13 protein-coding genes and 1 pseudogene are annotated in these 13932 nt (G+C 40.2%); 4 read left to right on the top strand and 10 right to left on the bottom strand.

Translation table 11 applies throughout. The features are described from left to right. Positions 1-111 precede the first annotated feature (111 nt). The 3 genes from Q0212_RS02815 to Q0212_RS02805 all read left to right on the top strand — a co-directional run bounded on the left by Q0212_RS02815 (position 112) and on the right by Q0212_RS02805 (position 3109). The gene (locus tag Q0212_RS02815) at positions 112-1176 is read left to right on the top strand and encodes a ferredoxin reductase (RefSeq protein ID WP_297921898.1); all 1065 of its coding nucleotides are present in this window, start codon (positions 112-114) and stop codon (positions 1174-1176) included. Positions 1177-1241: 65 nt separating this feature from the next. Further along, a complete protein-coding gene (locus Q0212_RS02810; protein WP_297921895.1) occupies positions 1242-2408 on the top strand; it encodes an acyl-CoA desaturase in 1167 nt (388 codons plus the stop codon). 329 nt (positions 2409-2737) lie between these two features. Continuing rightward, a complete protein-coding gene (locus Q0212_RS02805) occupies positions 2738-3109 on the top strand; it encodes a hypothetical protein (RefSeq protein ID WP_297921893.1) in 372 nt (123 codons plus the stop codon). A gap of 39 nt (positions 3110-3148) precedes the next feature. Here the strand turns inward: Q0212_RS02805 and Q0212_RS02800 are convergent, their stop codons facing one another. Further along, the gene (locus Q0212_RS02800) at positions 3149-4369 is read right to left on the bottom strand and encodes a saccharopine dehydrogenase NADP-binding domain-containing protein (protein WP_297921890.1); all 1221 of its coding nucleotides are present in this window, start codon (positions 4367-4369) and stop codon (positions 3149-3151) included. 92 nt (positions 4370-4461) lie between these two features. Here Q0212_RS02800 and Q0212_RS02795 point away from each other — a divergent pair, with 92 nt between their 5' ends. Beyond that, positions 4462-5394: a DMT family transporter gene (locus tag Q0212_RS02795; protein ID WP_297921886.1), complete on the top strand. Its 933-nt coding sequence runs from the start codon at positions 4462-4464 to the stop codon at positions 5392-5394. Between the two features lie 110 nt (positions 5395-5504). On the opposite strand, the gene Q0212_RS02790 is transcribed toward Q0212_RS02795, so the two are convergent. The 9 genes and pseudogenes from Q0212_RS02790 to Q0212_RS02750 all read right to left on the bottom strand — a co-directional run bounded on the left by Q0212_RS02790 (position 5505) and on the right by Q0212_RS02750 (position 13914). After that, the gene (locus Q0212_RS02790) at positions 5505-5861 is read right to left on the bottom strand and encodes a helix-turn-helix domain-containing protein (RefSeq protein WP_297921883.1); all 357 of its coding nucleotides are present in this window, start codon (positions 5859-5861) and stop codon (positions 5505-5507) included. After that, positions 5851-6159 (bottom strand): type II toxin-antitoxin system HigB family toxin, encoded by a 309-nt coding sequence (locus tag Q0212_RS02785; protein WP_297921880.1) that lies wholly within the window; start codon positions 6157-6159, stop codon positions 5851-5853. The genes Q0212_RS02790 and Q0212_RS02785 overlap by 11 nt, the downstream gene beginning before the upstream one ends. A gap of 20 nt (positions 6160-6179) precedes the next feature. Next, complete coding sequence (locus tag Q0212_RS02780; RefSeq protein WP_297921877.1) at positions 6180-7286, bottom strand: hypothetical protein; 1107 nt, start codon at positions 7284-7286, stop codon at positions 6180-6182. Further along, positions 7283-7477: pseudogene (locus Q0212_RS02775) on the bottom strand (transposase); the annotation flags it as partial. The gene Q0212_RS02780 and the pseudogene Q0212_RS02775, both read right to left, overlap by 4 nt. 110 nt (positions 7478-7587) lie before the next feature. Then, the gene (locus Q0212_RS02770; protein WP_297921874.1) at positions 7588-9195 is read right to left on the bottom strand and encodes a caspase family protein; all 1608 of its coding nucleotides are present in this window, start codon (positions 9193-9195) and stop codon (positions 7588-7590) included. A 107-nt stretch (positions 9196-9302) separates the two neighbouring features. After that, entirely contained in the window at positions 9303-10247 is a 945-nt protein-coding gene (locus Q0212_RS02765) for a hypothetical protein (RefSeq protein WP_297921871.1), read from the bottom strand. A gap of 98 nt (positions 10248-10345) precedes the next feature. Beyond that, a complete protein-coding gene (locus Q0212_RS02760) occupies positions 10346-11581 on the bottom strand; it encodes a DUF445 domain-containing protein (RefSeq protein ID WP_297921868.1) in 1236 nt (411 codons plus the stop codon). Positions 11582-11689: 108 nt separating this feature from the next. Beyond that, a complete protein-coding gene (locus tag Q0212_RS02755) occupies positions 11690-12910 on the bottom strand; it encodes a TCR/Tet family MFS transporter (RefSeq protein ID WP_297921865.1) in 1221 nt (406 codons plus the stop codon). Continuing rightward, positions 12904-13914, bottom strand: coding sequence for an AraC family transcriptional regulator (locus Q0212_RS02750; RefSeq protein WP_297921862.1), 1011 nt, complete (start codon positions 13912-13914; stop codon positions 12904-12906). Before Q0212_RS02750 ends, Q0212_RS02755 begins: the two co-directional genes overlap by 7 nt. Between the last annotated feature and the right edge of the window lie 18 nt (positions 13915-13932).

Genomic DNA, 13932 nt, shown 5'->3' with positions numbered 1-13932 from the left:
GGGAAATTTAAAGAAAAATATTAAAAAATTAGTGTACAAGTGTTGACTTATTTTTGGGTTGGGTTATATTAAGTGCACAAATGTTCACTTATTTGCGTAGGAGCGAAGAACATGACAGCACTGAATCCCGTTATTGGTCGTTTTGTTGGTAGCGTTAAAGAAGATTGGCTCGATTTTATGTTGGCACATATTGATCCAATGCTCACTGTAAAACGTGTTTTGGCAAAAGTGGTTGCTATTACTGATGAAACACAAGATATCAAACGTTTTGTTTTACAACCCAATAAACATTGGCAGGGGTTTCAGGCTGGTCAGTTTGTCAGCGTGCGCATCATGATTAACGGTAGCTTTCATGAGCGTTGTTATAGCTTGGTTAGCGCACCAACAGACTCTGTTATTGAATTAGGCATTAAACGTCAGCCTAAAGGAAAAGTATCTAATTGGATGCACGATAACTTAAATATCGGTGATGTGATTGAATTAGGTGCTGTGGGTGGTGACTTTAAGTTGCCAGAAACATTACCAAGCAAAATGTTGTTAATTGCCGGTGGTAGTGGTGTTACACCCATTTATAGCTTGTTAGTTGAAGCGTTAAAGCGTCAACCAAATGCTGATATTACTGTGGTTTATTATGTAAACACAGATAGAGATTTAGCCTTTGGTAATGAAATGGTGGAATTGGCAACTAAGCATCGTTCTTTAAAACTACAGTATGTTTTAGCTACTAGTGGTGATGCAGGACGTTTTAGCCATAAACAATTAGCCGATGTTTGTCCTGATTTTACCGAGCGTCATACCTATTTATGTGGTCCACAAGGCTTAATGGGTGCAGTAACCAAAGTTTGGGCTGAACAAGGTATTAGCGAAAAATTAACCCAAGAAGTATTTGGTTTGCCTGCTGTTGACCCTAACAAACCCGTCAACGAAATGCCAATTACCTTACGCCGTAGTCAGCAATTATTGTTAAACACTAAACCAACGTTATTGGAAAGTGCTGAAGCTGGTGGTGCAAAACCTGCTTATGGTTGCCGAATTGGCATGTGTAAAACCTGTAGTTGTACCAAAGTATCTGGTGTTGTGCGTGATGTGATTACAGGTGCGATTGATGATCAGCCAAATACGCAGATTCGTATTTGTGTGACTGAAGCTTTAAGCCCTGTGACTTTAGATATTTAAGTAAGTTTTCTCCCAATAAAGGGCGAGAAACAGACAAACTGAATTAAGATTAAGAGAGAATTATCATGTCAACGATTAGCAAAAGCCGTGATTTAAGCTTAGAAGAAATTGAAGCCTTTGGTGCAGAGTTAGATGCTTTACGCAAAGAAACGATGGCCAGTTTAGGCAAAAAAGAAGCTGACTATATTTATGGTGTGCGTAACTTTGTGCGTTACACCGAAATTGCAGGTCGTACTTCCTTAATGTTGGGTTGGTTGCCACCATTCTGGTTGGCAGGTACAGCGATTTTGGGTGTTTCTAAAATTGTTGAAAATATGGAATTAGGCCACAACGTTATGCACGGTCAATATGACTGGATGAATGACCCAACATTGCGTGGTAATGACTACGAATGGGATACCGTATGTACCGCAGATAACTGGAGACATACTCACAACTTTATGCATCATACTTATACCAACGTTCGTGGTATGGATCATGACATCGGTTATGGCGTATTGCGTTTGTTTCCTGAACAAAAATGGGAATCACGCTTTTTAGCAAACCCATTAATGGCAGCTATCTTAGCGGTGACTTTTGAATGGACATTGGCTTTACAATCTTTAGAGTTAGAAAAATTAATCAGCAAAGAAAAAACCTTTGCTCAAGTGCGTGAAGAATTTAAGCCAATTTGGGCAAAAATGCGTAAGCAATTCACCAAAGATTATATTTTCTTCCCGTTAATTGCTGGCCCAATGTTTATTCCTGTGATTACAGGGAACTTTTTTGCCAATATGATTCGTAACGTTTGGGCATTCTCGATTATTTTCTGTGGTCACTTTACTGAAGATGCCGAGACTTTCCCAATCGAAGTGTTAGAGAACGAAACACGTGGCCAATGGTACTTACGTCAATTACGTGGTTCTAGTAACTTAACAGGCGGCAAAATTATGGACTATATGTCTGGTAACTTGAGCCATCAAATTGAACATCATATGTTTCCTGATGTACCGGGTATGCGTTATGCCGAAATGTCGGTAAAAGTACGCGAAATTTGTGAACGTTATGGCCAACACTACAATACAGGTTCGTTTACTAAACAATTTTCCACCGTAGTAAAACGTATTTTTAAATATGCTTTACCGTTTGGTCGTAAAGTTGAAGATGCAAGAGCCGAAACCATTGTGGCTAAAGCAGCAAAAGTAACGCCAATTAACGCAAAAACAGCTACTATCAACAGCATAGCGGCCTAAGTTTTGACTAAGCTATACATCTACTGACTGACAGGGATTGTTTTAATGGATTAGATTTTGCAATAACAAGGCTTACACGTTTTTAACAGAATGAATTTTGTTTGTACAATGTGTAAGTTCAATTTTTATTGAACATAGTTTCTGTTTTCTGGTTCAGGGGCTATGGGTAAGTAGCGCAAAATAAAGTCAGAATTTGTGGTGCTGTACAGATAAATAGATGTATAGTGAAGTCAAATTCTAAAAACCTCAGGGCTTACGCATTTTATCAAAAGCTTGTATTTAATGAAGTCTAAACAGGCGCGTAGTCCCTAACTTAGCGGAGATTTAACATGAGCAAAACCTTGACTCGTTTAGAAGCCTTAAAAGATTTAGTTCAGCAAGCGATTGATACCGGTGCAACCTCGGTTGAGCAAATTCATAAAACGATTGCTGCATTACCTTTAGCTGTTTTAGAAAAACAAGGTTTGTTGGATGTAGATAGCGAAAAGCGTGATGAATTGTGGGATAAAAGTTTTGGTCAGGTGTACGAAGCCATACGCCGTGTTAATCAAGAAGTGGGTGAGTTAGCAACACAAGCCTTTGAAGCCATAGAAGATCAAATGATTATTCAAAAAAATATTGCTGAGGCTGAAGCAGCAAAAGTAGAAAAACAAAAGATTGAATCACCTGTAGCGGTTGAACCCAAATCTAAAGTAGTTTAAAGATATTAGGACTTAGGTGAAAACCTAAGTCCTTTTGCTTTATACGATACTAAACGTTAAACCTGCTTTTGCTTCTAAACGATCAATTAAACGTTGACCAAGCGCAGTGCTTGGTGTCCAAAAACCGCCTTTTTTATCAGTTTTGCTAATATCAGTTGCCAAACAAACGGCTGCTTCACCCAACATTTTTGCGGTAGAACCATAACCAGGGTCACGGTCGCCAGTCACTTTTGCGGTTAAGCGTTGGCCATTATTGGTTAAACCAATTAAACGAATATCATAAAAGCCTTGTTCTTGCTGTTTAGGAGTAGGGCCTTCACCTGCTTGGGGAACAATTTTTTGCAAAATACGGCGTGTGGGTGGAATGACTGCCGCCGCAACAAAACCTGCTAAGCCAACCGATGCACCAACTGCGACTGCTCCTGCAATAAGTCCTTTGCCTGTGAGCATGGTTTCGTCATAGATAAATTGTGTGCCATAAGCATAATTGCTTAAAGCATTACTACGATGTACCACTTTGGTGTTAATCCCTGCCATGACAAATGGTGCAGACCAAGCCCCAGCATCTTTATCATATTGAGCAAATTGTAAATTGGGTTGTTTGGGTTTTTGTTGGTTTGATGGTGGACATAAAGCATAAGGATTAGCCATGACTTTACGCAAACTAGGATTTTTGGAAAGCTCGCTAAACAACTCCATCATACTGGCAACTGTGCCACCCGAAAAACCACCACGAATCGCTTTCACTCTTAATTTGACTTGGGAGCAAGTTTGCCCCAAACGTTGTTGAGCTTGTTGTTGTAAATAAAATGTACCTAAATCGGAAGGAATAGAGTCAAAACCACAACAATGAACAATACGCGCACCACTGGCTTGGGCGGTTGATTCGTATTGTTCAATCATGCGCGCAATCCATTGTGGTTCGCCTGTTAAATCACAATAATCTGTGCCTAATGTGGCACACACTTTAACTAAGCTAGAGCCATACAAGGCATAAGGACCAACCGTTGATACCACAACTTTAGTTTGTTGACACATGGCTTTAAGGGCAGATTCGTCTTGAGCATCGGCAATAATTGTTGTTAATTGGCTAGCTCCTGAACCTAAATTTTGTTTTAATTCATTTAGTTTACTTGCCGAACGTCCTGCAATTGCCCATTTTAATTGTTGATTAACACCGTAATTTTGCACTAAATAACGAGTTAATAATTGGCCAACAAAACTGGTTGCGCCATAAACGACTAATTGATATTGCGACATAGATAAAACTCTTGGGATAAATTTAACAAGGGTTTTAGCCTAATTTTTGCCAATAAACAAGTTATACAATATTTTTAGAGAGGACATAAATAATGACTAATTCAACCAAGGCTGATTTGTTGTTGGTGATAGTGACATTATTAGCCGCAGTCAGTTGGATTATGTCTAAAGAAGCGGTAATGATTATGCCGCCGTTATTATTTATGGGCTTACGTTTTTTATTGGCTTCGGGATTATTGGCGGTGATTGGTTGGCAACATTTGCGTCAATTAGATGCGTATGCGATTAAGCGCAGTATGGTCGCAGGTTTGGTGTTTGCTTTGGGTATGAGTTTGTGGGTGATGGGTTTGTTTACAGGCACACACGTTGGCGAGGGCGCGTTTTTAACCAGTTTGGGTGTGGTGTTAGTACCTGTTGTGGGGCGGCTGTTTTTTGGTGAGAAGCAAACGCGTAGTAATTGGCTAGCGTTGCCTTTTGCTATTGTTGGATTAGCTTTGTTGTCGTTAAAAAATGGTTTTAATCCCGAAGTGGGGCAGTGGTTTTATGTGACCGCAGCTTTTGTGTTTGCGTTGTTTTATCGGTTAAATACCTTAGCCGCTAATCAAACGGTGCGCCAATTAGCTAATGGTCAACAACAAGTGGTCGCAGGTGTGCCACCAATTGCTTTAACGTCCATTGTGTTGGCGATGGTGGGCATAGTGGCCAGTATTATTTCCTTGGTTTTTGAACCGTGGCAAAAAACGATGGCTGAGTTTTCGGGAGCAATGTTTGGGTGGATTGTGGCGAGCGCGATTATTGGCACAGCGGCACGCTTTTTAATTCAAACCTATGCCCAAAGTTTGTCGCAGCATACGCATGGCGTGGTGATTTTGGTGGTTGAGCCTGTGTGGGTGGCGTTGTTGGCGGCGGCTTGGTATGGCGAGCAAATGTCTGGCCAACAATTAGTGGGTTGTAGTTTGATTTTGTTGTCGTTATTGGTGAGTCGCGCCAAAGCGTTAAAAGCGTTGTTAAGGTTGGAGGGATGATTCACAAAACCCATCATGTTGATTTGGTTAATAAAAATGTAGGTTTCCTTCGTCAATCCACGCTACCTTACTGCATACAGGCTACTCGCTACGCAGGAGCAAAAGAATAATTAAACACCTATCATTAATGTTTCATAAGAAATATTAAGACCATCATGCAGACGTTTCATCATCTTTAAACTCAGACCACGTTTACGATTTAACACTTCTGACACTCGACTTTGCCCACCCAAATAAGGCTCTAAATCTTTATTGGTTAACCCTTTTTCAAGCATTCTATATTTAATAGCTTCTATGGGGTCGGGTTGATGAATAGGATAATATTGATTTTCATACGCCTCTATCAGTGTGACTAAAATATCTCGTTCATCTGCTTCAGGACTGCCATCTATAGCTTGAAAAATAGACTCTAAACGAATAAAAGCCGCTGTTAAGTCATCATCATTACGAATAGGTTTAATATTCATTGACCGTCTCCACATTAATTTTGTCGTACTCTGCATGAGTACCAACAAATTTAACCCAAACAATAGCAGCTTGATATTGCACTTCAACCACTAGGCGATATTTATTGCCACCAATATTAAAAACAACTCTGTTATTGCCACAAATACTGGCATTTGCCGCATATTGTTTTATATCATGCGGAGTACGCCAATCTGCTTTTATTGCATCGTGATACCATAGTTCTAAAGGAGTTTTAGCATCTTCTTTGCCTGTTTTTTGCCAAAATTGGCATAAAGAGCGTCGTGCAATAACGCGCATAAATGTTCTCTATGGTGTCTTTAGTAGTAGTTTATCCCAAAAATGGATTTTTGCAATATGTGATGCTGTTTGATTATGAGGTTCTTTATTTTATTAGCTGGTAGGATGGGTTGAGGAACGAAACCCATCATCTTGATTTGGCTAATAAATCGTGGGTTTCCTTTGTCAACCCACGCTACGTCACTGGCTTTCATGCCGAGCCTGCTTCCAGCCTCAGCATATAAGTCTAGATAAAAATCCTCGCCTGTCATTTCCTCTATTTCATAAGGCTGCACTAATTTTGCTTTTTTTAGTGCATCAATAACGAATTTTGGCGACTCTGATAACGGCTTATCCCACAACAACATGGTGTCATCTTCTGGAATGTTTACTTCGTAAAGTTGACCATCTTCATGGTTAAAAAGCTCATTATGTAAAATAGTTAAGATTGTTAAAACGTCTTGTTGTTCTTTTGTTTTGTTCTCTACATTATGTGTTAGATAAGAGTACGCAAAAGACACTGAACCATGTTTTCTCATTTCCATTATTGCTGAATGTACAATCCTCCTGTTGAATCCATAATAACTTGTCAAATCATTAACAAGATTATCGGCATTTCCATCGGTAAAACTGTATTTTTTGCCCTTAAAAAGAACAGTAGTTAAATCAGGTGCTGTTAAATTCTTTCTATACCACTCTGACACCGCTTTTTTACTAGCAAAATACAGTCCCCAACCATAAGCCTGTGCGCCCTCTCCTTTGCCCAAATGCTCAAGACTGAATTTGTCAAATTTGTGTGGCGAACCATGAAAAACGGCTTGACGTAACGCCTCAGCAGGAATGTCTTTATCGTTCATCGACTGATGAATTTTAAGAATACCTTTACTCTCAAGTAATTCAACAATGCGCTTACCAAAACGACTAATGAGTTTGTCGCGTACTTGGGTGATTGTTCTGTCGCCAACTGTTGAAGATTGGCTAAACTTGCCACCTGTCTCAAATTTATTGACAACGTCGGATGGTATGAGTATATTTTGCTTAGAAGCCTTGCTATCTACTACTCCCACATGGGCAGTTTTTGACTGTCCTAAGAAGTGGGGAAGCGTAGAATTTGCAGGGCTTTTGTTTTTGTTAATAGGCGGATTCAAGCAGCAAGTGCGACAGTATAAAAATTAGCCATGACCTGACTTGGAGTAAACCAGCCTAGTGATTTTCTAGGTCGGTTATTAAGAGCCTCTTCAATAGCTTGAATTTGAGTGTCCAAGACAGTATCAAAAGCAGACGATTTAGGCAAATACTGACGAATTAAACCATTCGTATTTTCGTTTCTCGCACGTTGATTAGAGCTAGGTAGCCTGTGTGAAGTGCAACGTAACACAGGGTAATAAATTTATACTGTATTCCGCTAGGCTGCATACAGGCTACGCGATAATCGCATAAGTCGTCACGCTACCGCACCTCACTCGCTGCTTTACACTGTTGATAATGCACATCAATTTCGTCAACAAATCCATTATTAAACGTAAATTGCAAACAACCATAAGCCATCGTGTAAAAATAATCACCACGACGAGTAAACGCAGGTTGACCATAACGAGCCACAACAAGCTCTTGGCTTTGCTGCAATAGATTTGGGGTAACAGAGCCTTTAAAGTCGCGCCGTACCTCAATAAAGTTATTACCTGTGTACATAAAAAAATTATGATTTAAAAAGAATACACCGCCACCGTAGTTATAACTCTCGCCATCAGGGGTATCACCTGTTGCACAAGGGAGTGCGTTTTTAACCTCTTGTTGGCTAGCTGTCGCCTTTAAACCATTTAAAGTACCTTTATCCAAATCAAAAACAATACGCTCACAACCTGAATACGTTAATTTCTCAGGCAAGCGCAAAGAGTCCAAAACGGCTGTGCTTTTTTTCGGTTTTAGCTGCAAAGAGTCATAAATGCTTGTGCCATTAGGATTGTTTTCGCGTTCTTTTTGCATATCGTCTACAGACATATCTTTTTTGGAATTGTCAGGTAAACGTAAAGACTCTAACACGCTGCTTTGTTTAGTCGATTGACTGTATTTGTCTCGCCGACTTTCGGCCAATGCCACAAAACTACCATTGGGAAATTGTTTTAAATAAGCGCGGTAATCATTGGCATCGGTAGAGTTTTTAATTTCATCCCAAAATTGTTTGTCGGCACTGCTGTTGTGATTGATAGTCGTGCTGTTATCAATAATCACGTTACAGGCTTGGTCAGTTGGGCAAGGCACAAACACAAACGATTCGCGGCCTGTATCATTCATCCAAGCAGGCACTTGATTTTTACCTGCGGCTTTGGCCAGTTGTAAGGCTTTGGTTTTTACCGCAGGAAAAAACGCATCAGAAGAGTAACCTTGTCTATTTTTATGACGATTGAGTTCTTCTATTGCCACACGAGTAAACACGCCATTACGGCTTTGATTATCGGTGGGCAGTTTATCGAGTGAGGTACTGCCGTTGGAGGTGGCATAAATCACTTCAATTTGTTTAGACAAAGGTTGGCTTGGCGTGGATTCTTCGACCACATCTGCACCACGATTAATCACTTCATTACGACAGGCATCAATCATAAATAAAATCGAACCGACATCGGGGTCAATTTTATTACTAATAGTTTCGGCAATTTGTTTTAGGGAAATGGCGTTTTGTTGAATCGCTACTTTGTTGCCACGACTCGGCGCAGGCGTGTTACTGGCAATCAAATAACCTTCGGTGCTGCCACTATCGGTAGGAATTGCTGCACCATGTCCCGAATAGAAAAAAATCACACGGTCGTCAGGACGCAAATTTTGGCTAAATTGTTGTAAAGCTTGATTAAAGCGTTCGTTATTGACTTCACCTTGGTCGTTGCGTGTGATTAAAGTCGTTTCAAAGCCTAAGTTTTGTAAGGTTTGTGCCATGTCTTCGGCATCATTACGTGAATTTTGCAAACGAGACCAATAGTTATAATCTTTGATGCCCACGACAAGGGCTTTTTGTCCTGCGAGGGTGGTTTGTGACCCTAACAAACTTGAGATTATCAACAAGGATTCTGCTATCAGAAAACCCCTTTCTCTAACTTTCTCCCAAAGTGATAGAGAACTCCCTTTGGGAGAGGAAAAAAAATAAGCACTAATAAAGCGAATAGCCATCATTACAATCCTGTGCTGTAAGGAATTTCTAATTTGTACCATTGATTGTTATCGATAGTATTGACTGTGCCATAAAGACGTTTGTCGTTTTGACTCATGTTAAGAGGTTTGGCACTGGTGTAAATATCACGCCAATTAACATCACTGGCATTAGGGCAAGCAGGTAATTGGCTAATCTGAAATTGGGCAGGGGCAGACGGTAATTGGGTTTGCAGATTTTGCCAATCTTCGTTGCCATCACCGACATCCGCGCCCCGTGTATCATTGGTTACTTGGCAGGGCAACACATACACCCATAAAGATTCGCGGGGCATGGTTGGTTTGATTCTAATTACTTCGATTTTTTTCTCACTGGGAATCGGGAATAACGCCACGTTTTGTGAGCTGCCATCTTTGGGTTTACCCACAATAAAGGTATCGCGTAATTGCACAGGATTGCCTGTATCTTGCGCACCCACAGCGACTAATCCTGTTTCGGTTAATAAAATCGACAATTTGACTTGGGTGTATTCTGTGCCTTGACTCGAAGACGATTTTTTCCACACTTGCGGTTGGCTTAAATCGGCTTCACTTGCAGGCATACGCGGCGGTTTAACCCATGCTCCAACCGCCACACCAAAAGCCATTTGATTATTGCTCGTTGTGTTGCTGGCGATGTTGGTGTTTGCGGTGTTGTTATTGGCTTGCAGGTTTTGTGAACAGTTGTCGCCACAATCCGCAGGAAGTAAGGGGTTCGCCATTGGCACACCCGTTTTTTGGCCAAACCAGTTATAAAATTTGTTCACCATATTGTCTAAAAGCGGTTTAGCGACAATGCCTAAAATCATCATTGGTAAACCTTTACTGCCATCATCAGTATTATTTTCTTCGGCGGCTAAAATGGGCGTACTATAAGCGAGTTGTAAGGTTAAAAGACTGGCAACACTGAGTTGTTTGATGGCGGACATGGTGTTCTTCCTGTGTACAATTTGGTCGATTGTACACAGAAAATTATCCAAAGAGATAGTAGGGCAGCCGTTGGGACTGCCTTTGAATATAGGGAGGCTTAATTCAACATAAATTGAATTTGCAATTCACCTACCAAGAAACCAAGAACAGCACCGACAGCAATTAATGACCATTCATCTTCTTTAAAGGCTGGACGTAACATACCTTCAAATTCTTCAGAGGTTAAACGCTGCATACGGTCAACTAAAGTATTACGCACATCCATTGCATCTTCCGCATAAGACTCCATGTGTTTCATAGTTTCTGGTAGGCGTTCTAAAATCTTTTCAGTCACCACATTTTTCATCTCAATATATTTTTGGCTACCTACTGCATAAACGACTAGAGGGCGAATTGAGCCGGTTTGTGCGTCGATCATTTCACGAACATTACGATGAATCAGCTCCATAATTCGATCAGATAATGCGCCTCTAAATAATTCTTCCATCATATTTGCGGGGGTGAGTAGTTGTTTAGAGATTAATGCTGCATAATCTCGAGCGACCTCTTGTTGACGTTTTAAAAATAAGCCGTGGAAGGTAAAGCCCATAATCTTTTTGGGTTGCATGGGTCTAAACATCATTTGTAAAGCAGCCCAGTCGCTAAAGAAGCCAACAAAACCACCAAAAGCAGGTAACATCCACGGTTGTTTAAACAACAACCAACAAACCATTTGAATTAAGCCAATACCAAAACCAAAATAAAAACCTGCATTACTAAAAAACTTAAATTCTTGGTGACCGACTTTTTGAAAAATCTCGTTAAGCATTTTACGATCTTTCATTAAGTTGCTAATCACCATGTGTTTAATATCAAAGTATTTATCTACATCACCTTGAATTTCACTCATAATATTCGCCACAACTTGTGGAGCTTCTGTTTGCATTTTTTTAATGATTTTTTGTCGAGCAAACTCAGGCATCATTTCCCATAAGCCCGGCTGATATTGCTGAGCCACAGCACGGGTAATTTCTTCGGCAGCAGCCGTCATTGGCCCTTCTATTTCTTTGGCAATACGATGTGGGTCTAAACGAGCAAATACTTCATTTGCAGTAATCAAGCGAGTACTCATTAACTCCACAGAGATAGTTGCCATTTTTTCGGCTTTACGTGGCACAATCCCTTGCCATCCAATTGGAATGCCAAAGATTTTAAATCCAATAAAGTCCATTGGCGCAAACATCATTCTTATGGCTACTACCTTTGTGACGTAACCAATAATGCCACTCACAAAAGGGATAGAAACATATAGAACCCAATTTTTCATAAAATCGGCAATCAGGTGGTCAAGCATAAAACATCCTTAATGCAAGGGTTAATTAGCAGTTAACAAATAGCTTCAAACAGCAAGAATATTGAGTTTAAACTATCCACATAAAATAACGGTTGGCAGTGTACTGATTCAACGCGTCTTTGTATTGTTTTTTACATGCCAAAGTGCAATCAAAACGGCGAATAGCTGCAATGTGGCCGTAACAAAAAATGTAATACCCATTCGCCAATCATCTTTTGCCAAATCACTCACTGATGCCAATAGCGATGCACCAATAATAGGAGCAATCACAATCATGATGCTATTAATGGCATTTAATGCACCTTGGGTTAAACCTTGTTCGCGTTCGCTACTGGCTTTAGAAATTACCGTGTTCAGTGCAGGATTGGCAGCAAACGACAAAAAATTTAATAAAATTAAGCCATAAAGCACATAGCTTTGAGTAGTTAAACCATAAGCTAAATTAATAATAGCTGACGATGCCATGCCAACAATGGCTAAACGCATTTCGCCAAAATAAGTTAATAAGCGACTCATTAGCACGCCTTGAGTTAAGGCAGAGGTAAAGCCTACTACAAATAAGGCTATACCATTTTGTTGTGGTGTCCAATTAAAACGTAATTCGGTGTATAAAACCCATGTATTTTGTAAAATAAATTGTGCTAGGGCAGAGCAAGCAAAAACAAAGACTAAAATACCTACACCTTTTAGCTGACCCAAATGTAGTAATGCACCAAAGGGGTTGGCTTTTTGCCATTGAATAGGATTACGCTTTTCGAGATTGAGTGATTCGGGTAAAACAAAATAGCCATATAACCAATTACATAACGATAAAGCCGCAGCAACAAAAAAAGGTAAGTGGAGATTAATTGCCCCTAAACTGCCACCAATGACTGGGCCAAAAATAAAACCAATACCAAAAGCTGCACCAATTTTACCAAAAGCTTTGCCGCGTTCTTCGGGACTGGTTATGTCTGCAACATAAGCATTAGCCACTGAAAAAGTTGCGCCTGTTGCCCCACTCAAAACACGAGACAGCAATAAAATCGGTAAGGAATTCGACGCGGCAGTCATAATATGACTAATGCCTAAACCAAAAATAGAAATTAACAACACAGGGCGACGACCATAACGATCACTTAACGCGCCTAATAGAGGGGTGCAAAAAAATTGCATAATGCCATAGGTAGCCGCTAATGCCCCAAACCAATAGGCTTGCATATGGTCAGAGTCAGTGAGTGAACCAATTAATGCAGGCAACACAGGAATCATCAAGCCAATGCCTAATACATCTAAAAAAATGGTCATTAAAATAAAGTTAAGACTGGCTTGGCGTGGCTGCTTTAACATAAAGTCTGCCTGTATTGAGAAGGCGTTTGTTGTTTGCAGCGTTTAAACGCGTGTAAAAAATTCGATACTTCCGAATAACCTACACGAATAGCGATTTCTTCTAGGGTTAAACTCGGGATTTTTAGCAATTCTTCGGCAAGCGTCATACGTACTTCATCGGCCAATAAACGATACGAAACTTGTTCGACAGTTAAATGACGGCGTAGAGTACGTGAGCTCATACATAAATGCGAAGCGACTTGCTCCATGCTGGGCATGGCTTGGGGTTGTATTAATAAAAAATCACGGACTTTGGCAGCAACACCAGAACGTTGTTGTTGGCGACGTAACAGTTCTCGGCACTGTGCCTCACACATTGCGGCAGTATGAGGGTTACTTTGAGGAATAGGCAATTCTAAAAAGGCTTTAGCAAAGCTGACACCATGATAAGGTGCATTAAACTCTGGTGTCACCCCAAAAATTTGTTGATAAATTGAAATATCTTTGGGGGCAGAATAACGAAAACAAACATGTTTTAGTGGTGGACGATAATTAAATAACTCCTCCACCATGGTCATGATAGACGACATATCACGGTCTAATAAAAAATGCCGACATGAAGCAGGGATGGCTTTGTCATCTAGCATTAAGATAATGTCATCTTCATTTTCTTGTAAATGCACTTGGTTAAAAGCAAAAGTTAAATCCAAATAACGTAAACCGAGATTAATTGCATCGCGTAAAGTACGGCTATTGACTAAGGCAAAACCCCAAATACCAAAAGTGTTTAAATGGTAATAACAACCAGCTTCTAAGCCTAAGTGATGGTCAGGGGCTTTATAGGCAGCTAAGATATTTTCTATTAATTGTAATTCTTGTTGAGCGGTGACTTGAGCAAAGGCATCGTTTAGTTGAGCAATAGAAATATGAGTATGACGTAAACATTCGGCTAAAGAAATGCCTTGATCTTCTGCTAATTGGCAGAGTACACGTATACTGGCTATATTACGTTGAGTTGGCCACACTATAGATTAGTTCCAATT

This window comes from uncultured Agitococcus sp., assembly GCF_937920075.1.
Classification (GTDB): domain Bacteria; phylum Pseudomonadota; class Gammaproteobacteria; order Pseudomonadales; family Moraxellaceae; genus Agitococcus.
Note: the sequence above shows the minus strand (reverse complement) of the source record. Positions and strands in the feature narration are given on the sequence as shown.